Below are 19,885 nucleotides of genomic sequence, written 5' to 3'. Positions count from 1 at the left end.
CAGCCAAGCAGCGCATCACCTAAAACAGCCCCTCACCCCAGCCCTCTCCCCGTAGGGGAGAGGGAGCAGAATTAGCGCGGGAGCTCGATGATCGCGTCGAGACCGCGAGCCGGGCGGTTGACCAAGCGGATTTCACCGCCAGCTTCCTGCACGATCGCGCGGGCCAGCGCCAAGCCCAACCCAATCCCCCCGGTCTCCCGGTTCCGCGAACTCTCCAGCCGCGTGAAGGCGTCGAACACGTCGCCCATCCGGTCCTCCGGGATGCCCGGCCCCTGGTCCGCCACGACGATCGCGACGCATCGAGGATCAGCCTCCACGCGCACTTCCGCCGACACGCCGTATTTGATCGCATTCTCGATCAAATTGCGCACCGCTCGGCGGATCAGCGACGGGCGCAGATGCATCCGCAGCCGCTCCGTCTCGACGAAGCTCACATCGCTGCCGATATCGCGGAAATCCTCGACCACCGCATCGACCAGCGCCGCAAGGTCGACATCGGTCAGCGGTTCGCTTGGTCGCCCGAGCCGTGCCAGCGAGAGAATGTCGTCCAGCGTGCGGTTCATCTCCGCCACCGTATCGATCATCCGCGCCCGATCGACATCGTCCTCGACCGACTCGATGCGCACTCGCAACGCGGCCAGCGGCGTGCGCAGGTCATGGCCGATCGCGCCGAGCATGCGGTCCTTCTCGTCGAGCATTCCCGTGACGCGTAGCCTCAGCGCATTGAACGCCGCGATCAGCGCGACGACGTCGTCGGGACCATGCGGCGGCATCGGCGCGCCCGGATCGCCCGGCCGAAAACTTTCCGCCGCGCGCCGCAGATCCTGGAGCGGGCGCGAGATCCGTCGGACGATCCAAAGAACGGGCAACAGCACGATGATATACAGGATCGCGGTCTGCGTCAGCACCGCGAGTAGCAGCCGCCAACCAGGCTGCGGCCAAGGCGCGGTGATCGCCAGCCATCCGCGTCCGGGCTGCTCGATCGCGATCAGCAGCGTCGCGCCCTGCCGATCGCCGCGCCGCAGCCCGTCGCGGCGATGCGCGTCGCTCGTCTCGTCGGTGGCGGGGCGAAGGCCGGTATCGATCCGCCCGACGGTCAGTCCAAGATCGGCGAACTGCCGGCGCAGTTCGGTGGCGACCTCGGGATGGCGCTCGAACATCGCTGGCGGGATCGGATTGGTGGGCAAGCGGCGTACGCGGCCGCGGTCGGGGCTCAGCGGGCGGCCGCCATGCGCCTCGCGGTCCAGCGCGTCGGCGATTCGCGTCGCGACCGGTCGCGACGCCTGGGCAAGGCGGAATTCGGACCGATCGTGCAGAATCATGCCGAAGTTGATGACCTGCGCCACCAACAGCGCGAGCGCGATCAGCAATGCCATCTGGCCGGCGAGGCTGCGCGGCCAAGGCTTGAACCGCGTCATACGGACCGGATCACAGGCGCGTGACTTCGGCCGCCAGCGTATAGCCGCCACCCCAGACCGTCTTGATCAGCTCTGGCGTCTTTGCATCCGCCTCGATCTTACGACGCAACCGGCTGATCTGGTTGTCGATCGCACGATCGAACGCCGCCGCCTCGCGCCCCTGCGTCAAGTCGAGCAACTGGTCACGCGTGAGCACCTGGCGCGGGCGCGTCACCAGCGCGAGCAGCAGGTTGTACTCGCCGGTCGACAGCGGCACCGAGACGCCCTCGCGATCGATCAGCGCGCGCTCACCCGATTTCAGGACCCAGCCGGCGAACCCGTAGGAGCTGCTCTCCGGCGCATGCTGGCGCGATCCGCCCGCGGTCGCGCGGCGTAAAATAACTTTCACGCGCGTCGCGAGTTCGCGCGGCGAGAACGGCTTCACGACATAATCGTCCGCGCCCATTTCGAGACCGACGATTCGGTCGGTCTCCTCGGCGCGCGCGGTCAGCAGAATCACCGGCACGTCGCTGGTCGCGGCGATGTGGCGGCACAGCGACAAGCCGTCCTCGCCCGGCATCATGATGTCGAGGATGACGAGATCGATCGCATACGCCGTCAGCCGCGTCCGCGCCGCCTCCGCATCGCCCGCCTGCGTGACGCGGAACCCCTGCTTGGTAAGATACACGGCCAGCGGCTCGCGGATCGAGCGCTCGTCGTCGACGAGCAGCAGGTGCGGCATATCTCCCATCGGGGCAGTGTCTAGCATGGCGGCTGTCCAGGGGAAGCACCGACACCCGATGCCTCTCCTCTTCCGAATTATTGAGCAGGGGCAGGTGCGGGCTGGGTTCCGCCATCGCGGCGTTCGCGCCGGTCCACGTGGCGTATCTCGGCGGCGTTGGCGCGCTCGGTCGCGTCGATCGTGCCGTCGTGATTGGCATCCATCCGGTCGAACCGCTTGAGCGCGCGTGCCTCGAACTCCTCGCGCGTCACGCTGCCGTCGCCATTCGGATCCATGCGGCGACCCATGCCGTCATGCTTGCGACCGCCCGGCGGCGGCACGGGGACGTCGCGACCGCTGGCGACCATCCGGTCGTGCAGCGCCTCGCGATAGGCGCGCATCTCGCCGGTGGTGATCCGGCCGTCATGGTCTGTATCCATCTGTGCGAAGCGGGCGTCGGCCTGCGCGATCGCTTCCGCGCGCGTGGAAACGCCATCGTGGTTCGCGTCCTGACGCATCGGTGGGCGCGGGGTCGCGGGGGCGGTTTGCGCGCCAGCGGACGTGATCGCGCTGGCGGCGAGCATCAGGGTGAGGACGGTCTTGCGCATGTCGGTCTCCGGCGGAGTGGGACGAATTCCCATCGAATGACCGTCGTTCTAAACTCCGGTTGTCGCAGCGTTTTGCCGCCCCACCACCATTGTGTCGCAAGATATGTCAGGCGTCAGGCAAAGATCGCGACGCTCTGCATCTGTTCGGCGACCGGCGTGCCGTCCGCGTTCCAGATCGCCATCTGCTGGCTAGAACTACCCTCGCGCACGTAATCGGTGGTCGCGCGGAGCAACCACCAGCCGTCGCGCGTCACCGGCTGCGGACCAAGGATGTTGAGCAGCCACGTCATCGAACTGAGCGGGGCAGGGCCACCCAGCAGTTTCAGCGCCGACGGCGGCAAGCAGTCCGCGACCGCGACAAGCTCGACCATCGGATCGAGCCCGTCACGCTCGGCCAGCCGCGCCCAGCGCAACCATTCCGACGGCCCGACGCCGTCATCCCGCCGATCGAGCAAGTCGAAGTTCCGCGAGAATGCCACCGCACTGTGGCCACGGAACGTCTGCGTCTCCGGCCCGGGCATCGGAAAGTCGGGCGCGCTGCCGCTCTGGTGATCGACTCGCGACGCGACCGCACCCATGAACACGAACGTCGCGCGCAGCCCAAGCCCGGCCTCGCTCTCGACATCCGCCTGGACGAACGCGGCGTTGCGCCCGCGCCGCAACCGGGTCGCGCGGATCACGATGTCGCCCGACAGCGGCCCGATGAACGACACCTGCGCTGACCGCAGCGGCGGCAGATCCACGTCCGACTTCTGCGCAGCATGCAGAGCGAGCGAGGCCGAGAATCCGCCATATGCGGTACGGCCCTGCAACCAATTCTCCGGCACCGTCCCGCGCCAGCCACCCTCGATCGGCTCGAGCGCGTCGATCGCCTGTTTGAGACTCGTCATTCGGCGGCCGCTCCCAGCCTGTCGCGGAGTTCGCGCTTCAGCACCTTGCCGATCGCGCTGCGGGGCAGTTCGTCGGCGACATGGAGCGCGGAGAGGCGTTGCGTCTTGCCGAGCTGGCCGTTCACCCAGGCGAGAATCGCGGGGGCATCGTCGATTACGCCATCGCGCCGCACGTAGAAGCCTACCGGCGTCTCACCCCATGCCTCGGATGATACGCCGATCACCGCGCAGTCCGCGACCGCCGGGTGCTGCGCTAAAACCGCCTCCAAGTCCGACGGATAGATATTGAACCCGCCGGAGATGATCAGGTCCTTCTTCCGATCCATCAGCGTCAGGAAACCGTCCTCGTCGAACCGTCCGACGTCGCCGTGGCGGATGTAGCGGTTGCCGTCTTCGTCATGCCATTCGGCGTCGCGGGTGGCCTCGGTGCGGCCGTGATAGCCGTTCATCATCGCCGGGCTGCGGCCGACGACCTCGCCCATCTCGCCGGGCGCGACCTCGACGCCGTCCTCGTCGATCAGGCGGATCTCGTGGCCCGGCATCGGTTGGCCCACCGTATGGAGCTTGGTCGGGTTGGCCGTCGCGTTCAGCGCACAGCTCGCGCCGCCTTCGGTCATGCCGTAGAATTCCACGAGTATGCCAGGCCAACGTGCAACGACGTCGGCCTTCAGCGCGGCGGAGAAGGGCGCACTGGTGCTGGTCTTGAAGCGGAACGTCGAAAGGTCGAAAGTATCGAAGTCGGGCAGCGCCATGATACGTTGATACTGCACCGGGACCAGCATCGTGTGCGTCGCGAGGTATCGCTGCGCGAGTTCGAGATAGGCGCGGGCGTCGAACTTCCCCATCAGCACGACGGTGCCGCCCCAGCCGAGCGTCGGCAGGAAGCTGACGAGCGTCGTGTTCGAATAGAGCGGTGTTGCGATCATCGTGACCGCGGTGTCGAACCCCGCCGCCGTGTTACGCGAGATGTGCGCCCAGCGCATCGCGTGGCTCTGGACGATGCCCTTGGGCGTACCGGTCGTGCCCGACGAGTAGATGATGTTGAACGGGTCTTCGGGAGCGATCGCGACGGGGGTCGGCTTGGCATCTGCGGGAGCCATCCACGTCTCGAAGGATCGTTCCGCTGCAAAGGCGGGGGCCGAGGCTGGGCTCCCGCTTTCACGGGTGAACAAGATGGGGCGGGCCGAGAGCGTTTGCTCCTCCAACGCCCGCGCATTCTCCGCATCGAGAAACACCAACGGCGCGCCGCTATCGGCAATCATCGCCGCGATCGCCGCCGGCGTGGCTGACGGCGCGATTGGCGTTGCGACGCACCCCGCGCGTACCGTACCAAGGAATACCGCTGCATAGTCGGTCGTCGGCGCCGCGACGATCGCCACCGCGCTCCCCGGCGCAACCCCGTCGCGCTGCAACGCCGCCGCGACCCGGTCCATCATCGCGTCGAGCGTTCGATAGTCGATACTGCCCTGCGCGTCGGCGACGGCAGTCCGGTCGCCACGTTCCACCGCATGCGCACGGATCAAATCGGGGAGGGTGGCAAAGCCCGTGGCGAGCATGTCTGCGGCGGTCGTCATGCGACGCATCGCTAGGCGAACGCGTTCGGCAATGCCATACGGTATATTCGAAAACAGATGCCAAGGAGACGCTCTTGCTGTTCTACGATAGCGCACTGCCAGCGCCCAACCCGCGCCGCGTCCGCATCTTCCTGGCCGAAAAGCATGTCCGCGTGCCGATGGCCCAAATCTCGATTCCCAAGGCCGAGCACAAGGCGGAGCCATTCCTTGCGGTCAATCCCCTCGGCCAGACGCCTGCGCTCACGTTCGACGACGGCCGCGTGCTGACCGAGAGCGTCGCGATCTGTCGTTACTTCGAGATCCTCCATCCCGACCCGCCGATGTTCGGCCACGGCGCGCACAATATCGCCGAGATCGACATGTGGACGCGGCGGATCGAACTGCGGCTGATGACGCCGTTGTCGATGGTGTGGCTACACACGCATCCCTGGACCGTACGGATCGTCCAGCCGCAATATGCCGAGTTTGGCGAGAGCCAGCGCCCGCGCGTGCTCGCCGCGATGGTGGAGTTCGATCGTGCGCTCGCCGGTCGCGACTGGCTCGATGGCGAGCGCTACACGATCGCCGATATCGTCCTGCTCACGACGATCGACTTCGCCAGGTTCGTCGGCATCGCGATGCCCGACGATCTCGAACATCTGAAGGCATGGCATGCCCGTGCTTCCGCCCGACCAAGTGCCCAAGCGTAACAGGCACAGTTAACCAACTCGTTTCACACGATAGAAGTCCTTCCTCGGCTATCTCCGCCGCGGGACAGACCGTGCCCGCAGGGGAGAAATCGAGTGCACAAGCTGATCGTCGTTGCGGCATTGTGCACGCTACCCACCGCCATAGCCGCGCAGGACGCGCCGACGGATGCGGCGATCGTCGTGCCGGCGCATACTGAGATGGTATTGCGCCTGGATGAGGAGATCGCGTCGGATCGCGCACGCGTCGGGCAAACCGTCGCTGTATCGGTCGCGCGGGACGTGATCGTCGATGGCGCGGTGTTGATCCCGCGGGGGGCTCCGGGCGTCGGCGCGGTCACCTTCAGGACCGGCAAGGGCGCGTTCGGCAAATCCGGCAAGCTCGATATCGAACTGCGCTCGGTCGAAGTGGGCGGTCGCAGCGTGCCCGTCGTTGGTCGCTATCACGCCGCCGGAGATGGCCGGACCGGCGAGACGATCGGCACGATCATCGTCGGAGGTGTCGTGGCGGGGGCCTTCGTCACTGGGCACAACGCCGTGTTCGAGGAGGGGCGCCAGTTCACCGCGTTTACCGGCGAGGCGACCCGTATCGCGCGCCCGGCGATACGCATGGCCCGGTACGCGCCGCTGGCCGTGCCACCGGCAATGTCCTTTACCCGAAGCCCGGCCTTAGTGTCGCCATCCTACGCGACCGTGGCCTATAGTCCACCGGCCGCGATGGCCATTCCACCAGCCTACGTCGCCGATGGCAGTTTCGCCCAAAAATTGGCTGCCGCCCAACCCGTCCGCGGTGGTGATTCGCGGCTGGGGTGGACGATCAGCGACTAACGTGCGGCCTGTACCGCCTTCTGCCCGATCAGCGGATCCTTCGCTTCGTCGGTGATAGGCTCGATGCTGTCGTCGATCGCCTTGCCCTCTCGTACGCGGCGATCGTCGCCACTCGAGCCGCAATCGCCTTGATCGTGATGTCGGGCCCGGCTTCTTCTGGAAGCAGCGAGATCTTGTGCCGTTTTGACGAGGGCCGGTTAAAAAATTCAATCTTAGGAATGCTCCGCGATTGGGTTGCGTCGGAGGTGGGCAGGGGCCGTGGTCGGCAAGCGAGACGTTACCGGGGATTCCATCCCTGGCTCAGCGGTAAGGAAAATACGCTTTGCAACGTCGCGAATCTATGCGAGGGGAGCCGCATACCCGGTATTCAGATTGCCCGGACGCCCCGCTCCATTGTTGAAGCGGAGACGAGCCTGGCCACGACGTTGGAGAGGGGATAAGGCGGAAGAGCGACCCGAACGAGGACGCATCTTCCGCCGTCCTTCTCGCGAAACACCGATAACGCCGTCAAACCCGTAAGACATTGCTTCGCAGCGGTAATGTCGCTCGTCATCCATACGCCGTCGGCTCGTCGCAGGTCGGTCAGGAATGAAGCTTTAGCTTGTCTGGTACGCTTGGTTTGCCGTAGCGTAAGGCCTGTTTCGACTTCGAGGTATTGCCGATGGCCGCAGCGTATCAGTCCCATCCCGAGATCGCCGACGCGTTGGCGATGAAGCGACGGGGCCTGACGCTCGCGCTGCTCACCTTCACCTATTTCTTCAGCTACATGGACCGCCAGATCCTCGCCATCTTGCTCGAGCGGATCAAGGCGGACCTGCTGCTGACCGATACGCAGCTCGGGCTGCTGTCCGGACTCGTGTTCGCGATCTTCTATGCGACGCTCGGTATTCCGGTCGCGCGGCTGGCCGATCGGACCAGCCGCCGTAACATCATTGCCGCCAGCCTCACGATATGGAGCGCCATGACCGCGCTGTGCGGGCTCGCGCAGAACTTCACGCAGCTGATGCTGTTCCGGATCGGAGTCGGCATCGGCGAGGCAGGGTCGAGCCCGCCCAGCCATTCGATCATCGCCGATCTCTACCCGCCCGAGAAGCGCGCCAGTGCGATGGCGGTGTATTCGCTCGGTGTAGTGCTCGGCGCAGGCTTCGGCACGCTGATCGGTGGCGTCGTCGCGCACAGCTATGGCTGGCGGATTGCGATGATGACCGTCGGCCTGCCGGGGATCGTGCTCGCCCTGCTGGTGCGCCTGTTCATGGTCGAGCCCCGTCGCGGCCTGTCCGACGCTGCCCGTGCGGTGGCCGCGCCGATGCCAAGCGTCGCGCAGGGGTTCGCGTCGATGTGGGCGAGTGCACCGGCGCGGCATCTGGTGGTCGGCGTGACGTTGACCTCCATGATCGGCTACGCGCTGACCGGCTGGGGTCCGAGCTATATCCAGCGGTCGCTGGGTATCTCGATGCTTGATATCTCACGCTACATCGCGTTGCCGGGTGCGTTGTTCGGCGCGATCTCTGCGCTCGCAGGCGGCAAGATAGCCGACGTGCTCGCCAAGCGTCACGGGCTCCACGTCCAGGCCTGGGTCGTCCTCGTGATGAAGGGCCTGTCGCTCCCGTTCGCGCTCGCCTTCTACCTGATAGACGCGCCGGTAGTCGCGATCGGCAGCTATTTCGTCTCGTTGATCTTCGCCAACTCGTATCTCGGGCCAAGCTTTGCGCTGATCCAGCACCTCGCCCCTTTGCAGATCCGTGCGATGTGGGCGGCGATCACGCTGCTGGTGATCAATCTCGTCGGGTTGGGGCTTGGACCGACATTGGTCGGTTGGCTCAGCGATCTGTTGAAGCCGGGGTTCGGTGAGGATTCATTACGCTATGCGCTGATCATCATCGTGTTGATGACGCCGTGGGCGCTGTTCCACTATTGGCGCGCCGGGGTCCTGCTCAAGCGTGCCGAGGATGCTGCGAGGTAACTGTCCCTTCCCTCGTCATCCTGACGAAAGTCAGGATCCAGGATCACGAGGGACGGCGTTCGTAGTTATAGGTCCTGACTTCCGTCAGGGTGACCGGGCGTGGGCGGCAAGTCACGGATGCATTGAGCGTGGGTGGGCTGACGAATCCGCCAGCATCCACGCCAGCGCCGTTTCGCGGTCATCGAACACCGCCATGTCCTCACGTACCGATGCAATCCGCTTCACCTGCAACCGTGCCAGCTTGCCCTCGGTATAAAGCGCTACCCTTCGCGACTTCAGCGGCATCGACACCGCCACGCGTTGCAGCATCGTAATTACCTCCTGCGGCTGGATCGCGGACTTCGAGAAATTGCAGAGCAGCATGTGGCGCTTGCCCGTCGCCAGTACGCGATGCGCCTCCCGCTCGAGATCGCGCAGGAAGTCCTCGACATGCGCGATGGTCCAGAACCCCGAGGCCTCGACTTCAATGATCCCCGACCCGAGATCCGTGGTAATACTATGCATGACGCCTCCGTTGAGACGTCGCATCGGCGTGCGCAGTTTAACACAAGGTAAGGAAACCGTAACGGATGCGAACGCACCCGAATGCGATCAGCCCGTCGCCATCCGATCGTCGAACAACCCGAACATCAGCGTCGAGGCGTACATCGCGATCGCCCGCTCGCGCGGCATCGTCGACGCCCATTTCCGCATGTCGAACGCCGCGTTCTGGAGCGCCATCAGCGCCTGCGCCGCGATCAGCGCATCGACCGCGCGGATCGAGCCTTCGCCGATGCCGTCCATCATCATGCCCGCATAGCGTCGCGCGATGCCGTTCGAGCGATCGACCATCGCGTTGCGCACGCCGACCGGCAGGCCGCTGAGTGCGGTGGTGCGCAGCAACGGCCCGCGCTCGGCGAACTGTACGTCGAGCAATGTCGCGACCGTGCTCGACAATTTGTGCCAATAGCTCCCGCCCTCGGCCTCGCCGCGGCTCTGCGCATCGGCGATCGTGTCGAAGCTGCGGCGGTAGCACGCGATGACGAGGTCGTCCTTCGCATCGAGATGATGGTAGAAGCTGCCCTTGGTGACGTTCAGCTCGGACGCGATCTTCTGCACCGAGGCGCCGCGATAGCCGAGTTCGTTGATCAGGCGCGTCGCGGCGAGCAGGAACGCCTCGCGCCCCGGCTCGGCCTCGTCATGGCTGAGATCGAGCAGGGTAGGGGACCATTTGGCGTTCTTGCCCGCTATGCCGTGCGCGAACACGTCCATCAGCCGTTCCTCGACCCGGCCGTACTGGTCGGGCTCGTACCGCGTCAGCCAGATCGGCAGCCAGAACGTGTTCTCCAGCAGCACATGCGCGCGTGCGCCGTTGAGATCGGTCTGCGCGCGCGACGAAGTCGGCCCCCACAACAGGCGGGTGCGGCGAAACACCTCGCGCCAGCCCGCCATCAGCCGGCCGCGCATCGGCTCCTCGGTCGCGCGCAGATCCGACAGGACCGCGAACGCCTTCTCCTCGCCGCGCTGAATCCGCCCGAGCCGGTCCATGTTGAGCGCGAGATAGCGGCGAACGCGGTCCTCCGGCGTTGCCTCTTCCGCCGCGACGTCGAGCATCGCGATCAGCGATTCGAGCGTGTTCTCGAACGCCGCCGCCGCGAGGTCTTCCTTGCGCTTGAAATAATAGGTAACGCTCGTCGTGTTGAGCCCGACGCGCCGCGCCACGTCCGCGAACGTCATGCCCTTGGCACTCTGTTCGTTGATCGCTTCTGCCGCCGCGGCGAGGATCGCGTCACGCTTCGCACGGAAGCGCTTGGTCCCCTGTTCGCTCTCGTCGCTGGCCTCTGCCGGAACCTTCATCGAAACACCCTAACAGCTTCGATTTGAAGATACAGTGCTTTTTAGGCGCTTTCAGGGCGGACTTGAAAACATGCTTTCTTGACCGCTCCACACGCTTTACCGAATGTGCGGTATGGTCTACCTCGCCTTCAAAGCGATGACGAACGGAGAGCCCGCATGGATTTTACGCTGAGCGAACGAGAGACGTATTTCCGGGATCGGGTCCGGGATTTCATCGATCAGAACATCCGCCCGCGACAGGCCGATTACGACCAGCAGGCGCATGAGGGCGAGCGCTGGAAGGTGATTCCGGTGATCGAGGAGATGAAGGAGAAGGCCAAGGCCGCCGGGCTCTGGAATTTCTTCATGCCGCCGCATTCGGGGCAGACGCATGTCGACGATTCGTTCGAGTTCGAAGGCACGCAGCTCACCAATCTCGAATATGCGTTATGCGCGGAGGAGATGGGCAAGGTCGGCTGGGCGAGCGAATGTTTCAACTGTTCGGCGCCCGATACCGGCAACATGGAGGTGTTTCACCGCTATGGAACGCGCGAACAGAAGGACATGTGGCTCGGCCCGCTGATGCGCGGCGAGATCCGCTCGGCGTTCCTGATGACCGAGCCTGCGGTGGCGTCGTCCGATGCGACCAACATCGAGACGAGCATGGTGCGCGACGGCGATCACTACGTCATCAACGGGACTAAGTGGTGGTCGTCGGGCGTCGGCGATCCGCGCTGCAAGATCGCGATCGTCATGGGCAAGACGAGCTTTGAAGGCTCGCGGCACCAGCAGCAGAGCCAGATCCTCGTGCCGATGGATACGCCCGGCGTGACGATCAAGCGGATGCTGTCGGTGTATGGTTATGATCATGCGCCGCACGGGCATGGGGAGGTCGTGCTGGAGAACGTCCGGGTGCCGGTCGAGAACGTGTTGCTTGGCGAGGGCCGCGGGTTCGAGATCGCGCAGGGTCGGCTTGGGCCGGGTCGGATCCATCACTGCATGCGGACGATCGGGGTGGCCGAAACGGCGATCGAGGCGATGGCGCGGCGGCTGCTCGACCGGGTGGCGTTCGGGAAGCGGATCGCGGACTTCTCGGTGTGGGAGGAGCGTATCGCGACCGCGCGCATCGATATCGAGATGACGCGGCTGCTCTGCCTCAAGGCCGCCGACATGATGGACAAGGCCGGCAACAAGTCCGCGCAGATCGAGATTTCGATGATCAAGGTCGCAGCGCCGAACATGGCTCTGCGGATCCTGGACGACGCGATCCAGGCGCATGGCGGCGGCGGCGTGTCGGGCGATTTCCGGCTGGCGCACGACTGGGCGGCAATGCGCACCCTGCGGTTCGCGGATGGTCCGGACGAGGTCCACAACCGCTCGATCGCACGGAACGAGTTCGGAAAATATGGTGACTTCCGCAAGGGCGGCGTGTCCAGCGGGGATGTCGGGGTGAGCCGGTAAACCCATCCCCGTTCGTCCTGAGCGAAGTCGAAGGACCGGCTCGCTTGGGGCAATGTCCTTCGACTGCGCTCAGGACGAACGGAAATTTTGATTGTCCGCCCGCCAATTTTCGGAGCCTGACTACCCATGAAAGCCGCAGTCCTTTTCGAAGCCAACACCCCGCTCAGCATCGAGGATGTCACCATCTCGAAGCCGACGGCCCACGAGGTTCTGATCCGCACGGTCGCGGTCGGTGTGTGCCGCTCCGATCTGCATTTCGTCGATGGCGCCTATCCGCACGCGATGCCGACCATCCCGGGGCACGAGGCTTGCGGCGTGGTCGAGGCGGTCGGCGACGAAGTCCGCGGCGTGAAGGTCGGCGACCATGTCGTGACCTGTCTCTCGGCGTTTTGCGGCCAATGCGAGTTCTGCGTTACCGGGCGGATGTCGCTGTGCATAGACGCCAGCGTTCGCCGTCCCAAGGGCGCCGCCCCGCGCCTCATGCTCGGCGACCGACCGATCGCGCAGATGCTCAACCTCAGCGCCTATGCGGAGATGATGCTGGTCCACGAACATGCGTGCGTCGCGATCGACCGCGACATGCCGATGGATCGTGCCGCATTGCTTGGGTGCGCGATTACGACCGGCGCGGGCGCGGTGTTCAACACTACCGACGTGACGCCGGGCGAGACGGTGTGCGTGGTCGGCTGCGGCGGCATCGGTCTCGCCGCGGTCAACGCGGCCAAGATCGCCGGCGCTGGCAAGATCATCGCGCTCGATCCGGTGCCCGAGAAGCGCGCGATGGCGGAGAAACTCGGCGCGACGCACAGCATCGATGCGCTGTCCGATACCGCGGCAGACGAGGTTGTGGCGATCACCAAGGGCGGCGTGCATCACGCGATCGAGGCGGTCGGCCGCGCGCAATCCGCGGCGACCGCGGTCAAGGTTCTGCGGCGCGGCGGCACCGCGACGATCCTAGGGATGATGCCGCTCGGCGAGAAGGTCGGGCTGTCGGCGATGGACCTGCTGTCGGGCAAGCGCCTGCAGGGCGGCTTCATGGGGTCGAACCGCTTTCCGGTCGACATCCCGCGGCTGGTCGATTTCTACATGCGCGGGTTGCTCGATCTCGACACGATCATCGCCGACCGGATGCCGCTGGAGCGGATCAACGACGCGTTCGACGAGCTTCGTCGCGGTGACACCACCCGCAGCGTGATCACATTTTCGTGAGCGACGCATCGACCAGCATGGTCGGCACGATAGAGGTCGGCGAGCGCGACAAGCTCGACCTCGACCCGCTCGGGGCGTGGATGGCCGCCAATGTGCCGGGCTACACCGGCCCGCTGACCTACGCGAAGTTCGCCGGCGGCCAGTCTAACCCGACCTACCGCCTCGACACGCCGGCGCGCGCCTATGTGCTGCGCCGGAAACCGTTCGGCCCGATCCTGCCGAGCGCGCACGCCGTCGATCGTGAATACTGTGTGATCGCCGGGCTCCACCCGACCGGCTTTCCCGTGCCGCGACCCTACGACCTTTGCGAAGACCCGGACGTGATCGGTTCGGCGTTCTACGTCATGGAGATGGTCGAGGGCCGGACGATCTGGGACGGTGCGATGCCCGGCGCGACTCCGCCCGAGCGCACCGCACATTACGAGGCAATGGTCGACACGCTCGCCGCGCTCCACAACACCGATTACGCGGCGGCGGGGCTCGGCGAGTACGGCAAGCCCGGCAATTATTTCGAGCGCCAGGTCGGCCGCTGGACCAAGCAATACCGCGCCGCCGAGACCGAGCATATGAAGTCGGTCGAGCGCCTGATCGAGTGGCTCCCGCGTACGCTGCCCGAGCAGACGCGCACTTCGATCGTCCACGGCGACTACCGCATCGACAACATGATCTTCGCATCGGCCGAGCCGAAGGTCGTCGCGGTGCTCGACTGGGAGTTGTCGACGCTCGGCGATCCGCTGGCGGACTTCTCGTACCTGTTGATGAGTTGGGTGACCGAACCCGAGGGGCGCTCGGGGGTGCTTGGCATGACTGGACCCGAGACGGGCATTCCGACGATCGAGCAGGTCGTGGAGCGCTATTGTGCTGCCACCGGCCGCGATGGCGTGCCTGATCTGAACTGGTATTTCGCCTACAACCTCTTCCGCCTGACCGGCATCGTCCAGGGTATCAAGAAGCGTATTGTCGACGGCACTGCGTCGAGTGCTCAGGCGGAGAAGACGGTGGCGAAGATCCACGGGTTGGCGGACGCTGCCTGGGGCTTCGCGGTGAAGGCGGGGGCCTGATTCCCCTCCCGCTTGCGGGAGGGGTCAGGGGAGGGGCTGACCTTGCCCAGCATGAAACGTTGCGGAAAGATCGGGCCCTCCCCCGACCCCTCCCGCAAGCGGAAGGGGAGCAGAAGACAATGTCGCAGTTCGACCTGACCGGGATGGTCGCCATCGTCACGGGATCGTCGCGGGGCATCGGCCTCGCCTCCGCGCGCGAGCTGGCGGAACACGGCGCGAAAGTCGTGATCTCCAGCCGCAAGCAGGACGCCTGTGATACCGTCGCGGCGGAACTCAATGCCAGGCACGGCGACGGCACCGCGATCGCCATCGCCGCCAACATCTCCAACAAGGCTGGCCTTCAGCACCTCGTCGACCAGACCCGCGCCCAGCTCGGCCGCATCGATATCCTCGTCTGCAACGCCGCATCGAACCCCTATTACGGCCCACAATCCGGTATCGCCGACGACCAGTTCCGGAAGATCCTAGACAACAACATCGTCTCCAACCACTGGCTGATCCAGATGGTCGCGCCCGAGATGCTGGAGCGCCGCAGCGGCAGCATGATCATCATTTCCTCGATCGGCGGGCTGCGCGGCTCACCGGTGATCGGCGCCTATTGCATCAGCAAGGCCGCCGACATGCAACTCGCGCGCAACCTGGCCGTCGAGTTCGGTCCGTCCAACGTCCGCGTGAACTGCATCGCCCCCGGCCTGATCAAGACCGACTTCGCCCGCGCCTTGTGGGAAGACCCGCAGCGGATCGAGGCGGCGAACACCAGCGTGCCCCTCCGCCGCATCGGCGAGCCGGAAGAGATCGCGGGCGCGGTCGTTTTCCTGGCGTCGTCGGCAAGCAACTTCATGACCGGCCAGACGATGGTCATCGACGGCGGCGTCACGATCTAACCGAAGGACCATGCGATGCGCTTTACCGACAAATCGATCATCGTCACCGGAGCAGGTTCCGGCATCGGCCGCGCCGCCGCGCTCCTGTTTGCGAGCGAAGGGGGCAGGGTCGTCGTCGCCGACAAGACCGAGGGCGCGGACGAGACCGCACACCTCATCACACAAGCCGGCGGCACGGCCACGGCGATCCGCATCGACGCGGGGCTCGAAGAGGACGTGATCCGCACGATCGCGCTCGCCTGCAACAGCTTCGGCGGGCTCGACGTGATGTTCGCCAATGCGGGGATCTCGGGCGGCATGGCGAACCTGTTCGACACCGACGTCGCGCTCATCACCGAAGTGCTGCGCGTCAACCTGATCGGCCCGTTCCTCGCGATCAAGCACGCCGCGCCGCGCATCGCCGAACGCGGGAAGGGGGCCATCGTCCTAACCGCCAGCGTCGCCGGCATCCGCTCGGGGGCGGGCTCGCCTGCCTATTCCGCTTCGAAAGCCGGCGTCATCAACCTCGCCGCCGTATCGGCCCAGCAACTCACCGGCTCGAACGTCCGCGTCAACGCGATCTGCCCCGGGCTCACCGAGACCGGGATGACCAAACCCGTGTTCGACTACGCACGCGAGGCGAACAAGATGGACCGCGTCGGCCGCCTCAACCCGCTCCACCGCGGCGCGCAGCCCGAGGAACTCGCCAAGGTCGCGCTGTTCCTCGCCTCCGACGACGCCAGCTACGTCAACGGTCAGGCGATCGCGGTCGACGGTGGCCTTTCGTCAAGTCACCCCGTCACCCGGCAGGAATACGGCAAGACCGCCGCCTGACCGATGATGCTGTCGGGTCGCGGCGTTTCGGCCGCTGGATACGCTTGCGCAACGACTTTTGCGGGACCATTTGCGACGTGCGGACGTTGAGCGTCCGACCCATAAGGAGAACCCCCATGGCTTTCGAACTCCCACCGTTGCCGTATGCCTATGACGCGCTCGAGCCGGTGATCGACCAGGAAACGATGAAGTTTCATCATGACAAGCATCACGCGGCGTACACCGCAAAGCTAAACGAAGGCGTCGAGAAGGACTCCGCGCTGGCTGGCAAGTCGATCGAGGACATCCTCGGCATGATCTCGTCCCAGCCGCCGCTGGTCCGCAACAATGGCGGCGGTTTCTGGAATCACGACTTCTTCTGGAAGACGATGGCGGCCAAGAACGGCCAGGCACCGTCGGGCAAGCTCGCCGAGGCGATCGATCGCGACTTCGGCAGCCTCGACAAGCTGAAGGAAGAGTTCAACACCAAGGGTGCGGGGCAGTTCGGCTCGGGCTGGGCGTGGCTGATCGCGGATGCGAGCGGCAAGCTGAAGGTGACGAGCACGCCGAACCAGGACAATCCGCTGATGGACGACGCCAAGGAGCCTGGCACGCCGTTGCTCGGTAACGACGTCTGGGAGCACGCGTATTACCTGACGTACAAGAACGACCGTCCGGGCTATCTAAAGGCTTGGTGGGACATCGTGAACTGGGACGTCGTCGGCGAGCGCTACGCGAAGGTTGCTGGCTGACCCTGAATTCCCCTCCCACTTGCGGGAGGGGCTAGGGGAGGGCGCGACGTACGTACTGGCGTCCGGTCTGTTGGTCAGGCCCTCCCCCGACCCCTTCCGCAGGTGGGAGGGAAGTAGTAGATTACCCTTCGGGCGGCAGGTCGGTGACGGCTTTGTCGCCCGTTTGTAATCCGTGCTTCAGCAGCATCGGAATGTTGGCAAACGCGAAGAGCAGCGTCAGCGGGATCGCGCCCCACAGCTTGAAGCCGACCCAGAAATCCCAGGTCGTGTTGCGCCACACGGCCTCGTTCAGCACCGCCATGAACACGAAGAACATCGCCCAGTTGCGCGTCAGCTTGCGCCAGCCTTCTGCGGACAGGCCGGGGTATGCGGTGGCCAGCAGGGACTGGAGCAGTGGGCGGCCGGTGACGAGCCCGAACGTCAGGATCGCCGCGAACATCGCGTAGATGATCGTCGGCTTCATCTGGATGAAGCGCTGGTCGTGGAAATAGATCGTCAGCCCGCCGAACACGACGATCAGCGCGCCCGACAGCCACAGCATCGGCGAGATATGGCCGGTCTTGACCTTCGACACGATCATTGCGGCGACCGTGGCGATGATGAACGCGGTGGTCGCGGCGACGACGCGGACGATCGGCAGGCCGGGCGTGAGGAAGTTCACTGCGAAGAATATCGCGAGCGGGCCGTAGTCGACCGCCATGCGAAGGCCGGGGGAGAGGGGGGGCTTGGTTGGGGTCACGAGATCAATCCAGAATACCGTTCGTCCTGAGCGAAGTCGAAGGACATTGCCACAAACGGGCCGGTCCTTCGACTACGCTCAGGACGAACGGAAAAAGAGGGGGCGTGGAGCGAGTGGAAAGGCGTTACTTCCGAACGCTCTCCACGCCCGCGATGATCCGGCTCACCTCGTTCGCATCGAACGGGCGCAGGTCGGTCATGCCCTCTCCGATGCCGATCGCGTGGATCGGCAGGCCGTATTTCTCCGCCGCCGCGACAAGAACGCCGCCGCGCGCGGTGCCGTCGAGCTTGGTCATCACGAGACCGGTGACGCCCGCCACCTCCTTGAAGACCTCGATCTGCTGGAGCGCGTTCTGGCCAGTCGTCGCGTCTAGTACCAGGACGATGTCGTGGGGGCTCTCGGGGTTGATGCGACCCAGCACGCGGCGGATCTTGGCCAGTTCGTCCATCAGCTCGCGCTTGTTCTGGAGGCGGCCGGCAGTATCGACGATCAGCACGTCGATGCCGGTCTCGGTCGCCTTCTTGACTGCATCCCAGACCACGCCCGCCGCGTCGCCGCCCTCGGGACCCGTCACGATCGGCACGCCGACGCGTTCGGCCCAGGTGCGGAGCTGGCCGATCGCAGCGGCGCGGAAGGTGTCGCCGGCGGCGAGCATCACGCCGTAGTCCTGCTCCATCAGGAGGTGCGCGAGCTTGGCGATCGTCGTGGTCTTGCCCGAGCCGTTGACGCCGATGACGAGGATCACCTGCGGGCGCGGGAAGGCGTCGATCTCGATCGGTTTCGCGACCGTCGCGAGGACCTTCTCGACCTCCTCCGCGACGATCACGCGGATGCCGAGCTCCTCCATGTTGCGTTCGAAGCTGCCTTCGGAAAGGCGGCGGCGGATGCGGCCGGCGGTCTCGGGGCCGAGGTCCGACGCGATAAGCGCCTCTTCGATGTCGTCGAGCGTCGAATCGTCGAGCCGCGCGCCGCCGAGGCCGGCGAGGTTGCCGACGAGCCGGTCGGAGGTGCGCTTGAAGCCGCCGATCAGCTTGTCGTGCCAGGTGGGGGTGGTGCTCATGATGGTTCTCGTGTTGCGCTGAGGCGGTCGGACGTGGCGCCGGTGATCGTGATGCGGACGATGTCGCCGGGTACGGCGGGTTCGTCCAGCAGGACTTCTGCGAAATTGCCGATATGGCCGCGGTCGCCGGGGCGTTCGACGAGCAGATCCTGCGACATGCCGACCAGCGTTTGCAGCCAGTTCGATCGCGCGGTTTCGCCGGCGTCGCGGAGGAGGGCGGCGCGCTGGCGGCGGACTTCAGGCTCGACCTGGGGCATCCGCGCGGCAGGGGTGCCGGCGCGGGGCGAATAGGGGAAGATGTGCGGGTGAACGATGTGGCAGTCGTCGATCAGCGCGCGCGTGTTGGCGAACATCGCGGCGTCCTCGGTCGGGAAGCCGGCGATCAGGTCCGCGCCGATCGCGATGTCGGGGCGAGCTTTCTTGAGGCGCTCGACGAGGGCAACGCTTTGGGCGCGTGAATGACGGCGCTTCATGCGCTTGAGGATCATGTCGTCGCCGGCCTGCAACGACAGGTGTACGTGCGGCATGATGCGCGCTTCGGTCGTCAGCAGCGCGAGGAGGCGGTCGTCGATCTCGATGCCGTCTAGCGAGGAGAGACGCAGGCGTTCGAGTGCGGGCACGTGATGCAGGATGCGTTCGACGAGTTGGCCTAGCGTCGGCGCGCCGGGGAGGTCGGGGCCGTAGCTGGTGAGGTCGACGCCGGTGAGGACGATCTCGCGGTGGCCTGCGTCGACGAGGCCGGCGATCCGCTCCACGACCGCGCCAGCGGGGACCGAGCGGCTCGGGCCGCGGCCGAACGGGATCGCGCAGAAGGTGCAGCGGTGGTCGCAGCCGTTCTGGACCTCGACGAAGGCACGGGCGTGGGCGGAGAAGCTCGCGGCGAGGTGCGGCGCGGTCTCGCGGACCTGCATGATATCGGAAACGACCACTGCGTCATCAGCCTTCCAAGCTGAATACGTCAGCTTGTCTGCATTGCCGATGACGCGGTCGACTTCGGGCATGGCGGCAAAGCTGGCGGGGTCGATCTGCGCAGCGCATCCGGTGACGACGATCTCCGCTTCGGGACGGTCGCGCTTGGCGCGGCGGATCGCGACCCGCGTGGCCTTGACCGCCGCGTTGGTGACGGCGCAGCTGTTGACCACGACCATATCCCGCCCGGCGACGAGCGCGCGGATGGTCTCGCTTTCGGCGATGTTGAGGCGGCAGCCGAGGCTGATGACCTCTGGCTGCGGGGCAGATGGCATGCGGCGCGATTTAGGAGGGGTGGGGGGGGAAGTCTACGGTTGGTGTTGTGGGGCGCGCGACCGACATCGTGTTCTCCTGCGAACGCAGGAGTCCAGGGTACTAGAAGGAGCGCTGCTCGGTCCTGGACTCCTGCGTTCGCAGGAGAACGGATCGCGCAGCGACCATTTACCTACTCCACCCCGGCGGAGGCCGGGGCCCAA

Annotated in this window: 19 protein-coding genes; 9 read left to right on the top strand and 10 right to left on the bottom strand. The window is 65.6% G+C overall.

Translation table 11 applies throughout. From position 1 onward, the window contains the following. Positions 1-71: 71 nt before the first annotated feature. The 5 genes from C8J39_RS02765 to C8J39_RS02745 form a co-directional block, all read right to left on the bottom strand. Positions 72-1,418: a HAMP domain-containing sensor histidine kinase gene (locus C8J39_RS02765; RefSeq protein WP_243649697.1), complete on the bottom strand. Its 1,347-nt coding sequence runs from the start codon at positions 1,416-1,418 to the stop codon at positions 72-74. A 10-nt stretch (positions 1,419-1,428) separates the two neighbouring features. Continuing rightward, complete coding sequence (locus C8J39_RS02760) at positions 1,429-2,148, bottom strand: response regulator (RefSeq protein WP_107952252.1); 720 nt, start codon at positions 2,146-2,148, stop codon at positions 1,429-1,431. A gap of 68 nt (positions 2,149-2,216) precedes the next feature. Next, positions 2,217-2,726, bottom strand: coding sequence for an EF-hand domain-containing protein (locus C8J39_RS02755; RefSeq protein WP_165895107.1), 510 nt, complete (start codon positions 2,724-2,726; stop codon positions 2,217-2,219). 113 nt (positions 2,727-2,839) lie between these two features. Continuing rightward, positions 2,840-3,616 carry a thioesterase family protein gene (locus C8J39_RS02750; RefSeq protein ID WP_120299199.1) on the bottom strand — a complete coding sequence of 259 codons (777 nt, stop codon included), beginning with the start codon at positions 3,614-3,616 and terminating at the stop codon, positions 2,840-2,842. Beyond that, positions 3,613-5,190 carry a class I adenylate-forming enzyme family protein gene (locus C8J39_RS02745; protein ID WP_120299198.1) on the bottom strand — a complete coding sequence of 526 codons (1,578 nt, stop codon included), beginning with the start codon at positions 5,188-5,190 and terminating at the stop codon, positions 3,613-3,615. Before C8J39_RS02745 ends, C8J39_RS02750 begins: the two co-directional genes overlap by 4 nt. 74 nt (positions 5,191-5,264) lie before the next feature. Here C8J39_RS02745 and C8J39_RS02740 point away from each other — a divergent pair, with 74 nt between their 5' ends. From C8J39_RS02740 to C8J39_RS02720, 3 genes are all read left to right on the top strand, one after another. Next, a complete protein-coding gene (locus C8J39_RS02740) occupies positions 5,265-5,879 on the top strand; it encodes a glutathione S-transferase family protein (protein WP_120299197.1) in 615 nt (204 codons plus the stop codon). A gap of 93 nt (positions 5,880-5,972) precedes the next feature. Further along, positions 5,973-6,704, top strand: a complete 732-nt coding sequence (locus tag C8J39_RS18615) for a hypothetical protein (protein WP_165895106.1) — start codon at positions 5,973-5,975, stop codon at positions 6,702-6,704. 661 nt (positions 6,705-7,365) lie between these two features. Further along, entirely contained in the window at positions 7,366-8,667 is a 1,302-nt protein-coding gene (locus C8J39_RS02720; RefSeq protein ID WP_120299194.1) for an MFS transporter, read from the top strand. A gap of 111 nt (positions 8,668-8,778) precedes the next feature. Here C8J39_RS02720 and C8J39_RS02715 read toward each other — a convergent pair whose 3' ends face one another. Both C8J39_RS02715 and C8J39_RS02710 read right to left on the bottom strand, forming a co-directional pair. Further along, positions 8,779-9,171, bottom strand: a complete 393-nt coding sequence (locus C8J39_RS02715; RefSeq protein ID WP_132833290.1) for a hypothetical protein — start codon at positions 9,169-9,171, stop codon at positions 8,779-8,781. A gap of 87 nt (positions 9,172-9,258) precedes the next feature. Then, positions 9,259-10,503, bottom strand: coding sequence for a TetR/AcrR family transcriptional regulator (locus tag C8J39_RS02710; RefSeq protein ID WP_120299192.1), 1,245 nt, complete (start codon positions 10,501-10,503; stop codon positions 9,259-9,261). Between the two features lie 156 nt (positions 10,504-10,659). Between C8J39_RS02710 and C8J39_RS02705 the strand changes: the two genes are divergently transcribed. From C8J39_RS02705 to C8J39_RS02680, 6 genes are all read left to right on the top strand, one after another. Continuing rightward, complete coding sequence (locus C8J39_RS02705) at positions 10,660-11,943, top strand: acyl-CoA dehydrogenase family protein (RefSeq protein WP_120299191.1); 1,284 nt, start codon at positions 10,660-10,662, stop codon at positions 11,941-11,943. A 126-nt stretch (positions 11,944-12,069) separates the two neighbouring features. After that, positions 12,070-13,152, top strand: a complete 1,083-nt coding sequence (locus tag C8J39_RS02700) for a Zn-dependent alcohol dehydrogenase (protein ID WP_120299190.1) — start codon at positions 12,070-12,072, stop codon at positions 13,150-13,152. Positions 13,153-13,169: 17 nt separating this feature from the next. Further along, positions 13,170-14,213: a phosphotransferase family protein gene (locus C8J39_RS02695; protein WP_120299688.1), complete on the top strand. Its 1,044-nt coding sequence runs from the start codon at positions 13,170-13,172 to the stop codon at positions 14,211-14,213. A gap of 119 nt (positions 14,214-14,332) precedes the next feature. Continuing rightward, positions 14,333-15,097 carry an SDR family oxidoreductase gene (locus C8J39_RS02690; protein WP_120299189.1) on the top strand — a complete coding sequence of 255 codons (765 nt, stop codon included), beginning with the start codon at positions 14,333-14,335 and terminating at the stop codon, positions 15,095-15,097. A 15-nt stretch (positions 15,098-15,112) separates the two neighbouring features. Beyond that, positions 15,113-15,910, top strand: a complete 798-nt coding sequence (locus C8J39_RS02685; RefSeq protein WP_120299188.1) for an SDR family NAD(P)-dependent oxidoreductase — start codon at positions 15,113-15,115, stop codon at positions 15,908-15,910. Positions 15,911-16,026: 116 nt separating this feature from the next. Next, a complete protein-coding gene (locus tag C8J39_RS02680; protein WP_107952266.1) occupies positions 16,027-16,641 on the top strand; it encodes a superoxide dismutase in 615 nt (204 codons plus the stop codon). Positions 16,642-16,762: 121 nt separating this feature from the next. Here C8J39_RS02680 and C8J39_RS02675 read toward each other — a convergent pair whose 3' ends face one another. The 3 genes from C8J39_RS02675 to mtaB all read right to left on the bottom strand — a co-directional run bounded on the left by C8J39_RS02675 (position 16,763) and on the right by mtaB (position 19,684). Beyond that, positions 16,763-17,389, bottom strand: coding sequence for a septation protein A (locus C8J39_RS02675; RefSeq protein WP_259457507.1), 627 nt, complete (start codon positions 17,387-17,389; stop codon positions 16,763-16,765). Positions 17,390-17,504: 115 nt separating this feature from the next. Beyond that, complete coding sequence (ftsY, locus tag C8J39_RS02670; protein ID WP_056051078.1) at positions 17,505-18,440, bottom strand: signal recognition particle-docking protein FtsY; 936 nt, start codon at positions 18,438-18,440, stop codon at positions 17,505-17,507. Beyond that, the gene (mtaB, locus tag C8J39_RS02665; protein ID WP_120299186.1) at positions 18,437-19,684 is read right to left on the bottom strand and encodes a tRNA (N(6)-L-threonylcarbamoyladenosine(37)-C(2))-methylthiotransferase MtaB; all 1,248 of its coding nucleotides are present in this window, start codon (positions 19,682-19,684) and stop codon (positions 18,437-18,439) included. Before mtaB ends, ftsY begins: the two co-directional genes overlap by 4 nt. Between the last annotated feature and the right edge of the window lie 201 nt (positions 19,685-19,885).

Source organism: Sphingomonas sp. PP-CC-1A-547 (genome assembly GCF_003610375.1).
GTDB lineage: Bacteria > Pseudomonadota > Alphaproteobacteria > Sphingomonadales > Sphingomonadaceae > Sphingomonas.
This window is presented reverse-complemented; position numbering and strand designations above follow the sequence as displayed.